Origin of the sequence: Streptomyces phyllanthi (assembly GCF_009377205.1) — a bacterium.
Classification (GTDB): Bacteria; Actinomycetota; Actinomycetes; order Streptomycetales; family Streptomycetaceae; genus Streptomyces; species Streptomyces phyllanthi.
Genome location: NZ_VJZE01000840.1, coordinates 1 through 1996, shown reverse-complemented (window position 1 = coordinate 1996; position 1996 = coordinate 1). Strand labels below are relative to the sequence as shown.

The 1996-nt window shown below is 72.9% G+C and carries 2 protein-coding genes; both read left to right on the top strand.

The window, feature by feature from the left end; all coding sequences use genetic code 11:
- Window positions 1-127: 127 nt before the first annotated feature.
- Window positions 128-649, top strand: a complete 522-nt coding sequence (locus FNH04_RS45445; RefSeq protein ID WP_152792066.1) for a gamma carbonic anhydrase family protein — start codon at window positions 128-130, stop codon at window positions 647-649.
- A gap of 152 nt (window positions 650-801) precedes the next feature.
- Window positions 802-1996, top strand: a 1195-nt coding sequence (locus FNH04_RS45440) for a CocE/NonD family hydrolase (protein WP_322725729.1), incomplete at its 3' end; no start/stop codon positions are given.

The window sequence follows — 1996 nt, the reverse complement described above, 5'->3', positions numbered from 1 at the left end:
CCCCGCAGGCCCGGATCCCCGCAGGCCCCCGACCCTTCCTTACACAATATATTGTCGTTCCGAAAAATATCAGTAGAGTGTTGCCGGGTCGGCGGGTCGGCCGACCAGGACGAGCGAGGTGGCAGCCATGCCGGTCTATGCCCTCGGCCCCGACGAGCCGGACATCGATCCCAGCGCCTTCGTCCACCCGGACGCCGTCGTGATCGGGTGCGTGTCGATCGGCGCGGAGGCCAGCGTGTGGCCCGGCGCGGTCCTGCGCGGAGACCTCGGCCGTATCGCGGTGGGCGCCCGCACCAGCGTCCAGGACGGAACCGTGGTGCACACCACCCCCCGGTGGCCGACCCTGATCGGCCCCGACTGCGTGATCGGCCACAACGCCCACCTGGAGGGCTGCACCGTGGAGCGCCACGCCCTGATCGGGTCGGGCTCCGTCGTCCTGAACCGGGCGACCGTGCGCGAGGGCGCTGTCGTCGGCGCCTGCGCACTGGTCCCGGAGGACTTCGAGATCCCGGCCAGGACCATGGCGCTCGGCGTCCCGGCGCGGCTGCGCGAGACACCGGTCGACCCCTCCTGGGTGGAGTACGCCGTACGCACCTACCGGGACAACGGCGCGCGCTACCGGCGCGAACTGCACCGCATCGACCGCTGAGAGCACTCGGAGCACTCGGAGCACGGAAGGGCGGGCCCGCACGTGGCAGCGAAACTGCACAGCTACATCGCCGGTGAGTGGTACGAGGCACCCGACGAGGGCCGCCCCCTGCTGGACGCGGCGACGGGCACCGAAGTGGCCCGTCTCTCACGGTGCAGTGGGCGGTCGCCGACCGGCTGCCCTCGCAGGTCAAGGCCATGATCCCGGTGGTGACCGAGTCCGCGCTCACACTGGACTTCCTCCGCGAGGACGCGTTCGAACTGGAGACGCCGTTCGGCTGGGGCGTCATGCTGGCGGGCCAGGAGCGCCGCGCGGCGCTGCTCCGCCAGATGCTGGCGGCCAGGAAGACGCACCGCGCCCAGTTCACCCTGCCGCTCAACCGGGCCGACGTCGCCGCGACGGGCCGGCGCTCCCCGTACATCCAGGACATCCTCGTCCACAGCGCCGACGCCGCCCACTGGGCCGACGTGGACCACCGGGCCCGGGTCGCGGGCGTGACCGTGCCGGTCAGTTCGGTGGGCGGCTGGTACGACCTCTTCCTGCCCGGACAGCTGCGCGACTACCGGGCGCTGCGCGCGGCGGGACGCGAGGCCCGGCTCACGGTCGGGCCATGGACCCACGTTGCCCCGGGCGTCTTATCCGAGGCCGCGGCCCAGACCCTCGGCTTCGGGCTCGCGCACGCACGGGGCGAGCAGCCGCCGGTGCGGGAACCCGTACGCCTGTACGTGATGGGCGAGGAGGCGTGGCGGGACGTCGAGTCCTGGCCGCCCCCGGGCTACGACCCGCGGCTCTTCCACCTCCGGCCCGGCGGCGCGCTGTCGCCCGACGAGCCGGGAGAGTCCGCCCCCGACGGCTACCGCTACGACCCGGCGGATCCCACACCCGCCGTCGGTGGAGTGCGGTTCGCCGGCAATGCCGCGGGCCGCAAGGACAACGCCCGCCTGGAGGCCCGGCCCGACGTCCTCACCTACACCGCCCCCGCGCTGGACGCGGACGTGGAGGTCATCGGCGAGGTCAGCGCCGAGATCTGGTTCCGCTCCAGCCTGCCGTACGCCGATGTCTTCGTGCGCCTGTGCGACGTGGACCCCAAGGGCCGCTCGACCAACCTGTGCGACGGCCTGATCAGCCTGACCGGCGCCGACGAGACGTCCTGCGCGAAGGTCCGGTTGTGGCCCACGGCCCACCGGTTCAAGCGCGGCCACCGCATCAGGGTCCAGGTCTCCAGCGGCGCCTTCCCCCGCTACGCCCGCAATCCCGGCACGGGCGAACCCAGGGCCACCGCCACCACCCTTCGCGCCGCGGACCAGCAGGTCTTCCACGATCCCACGCACCCGTCGGCGGTGATCC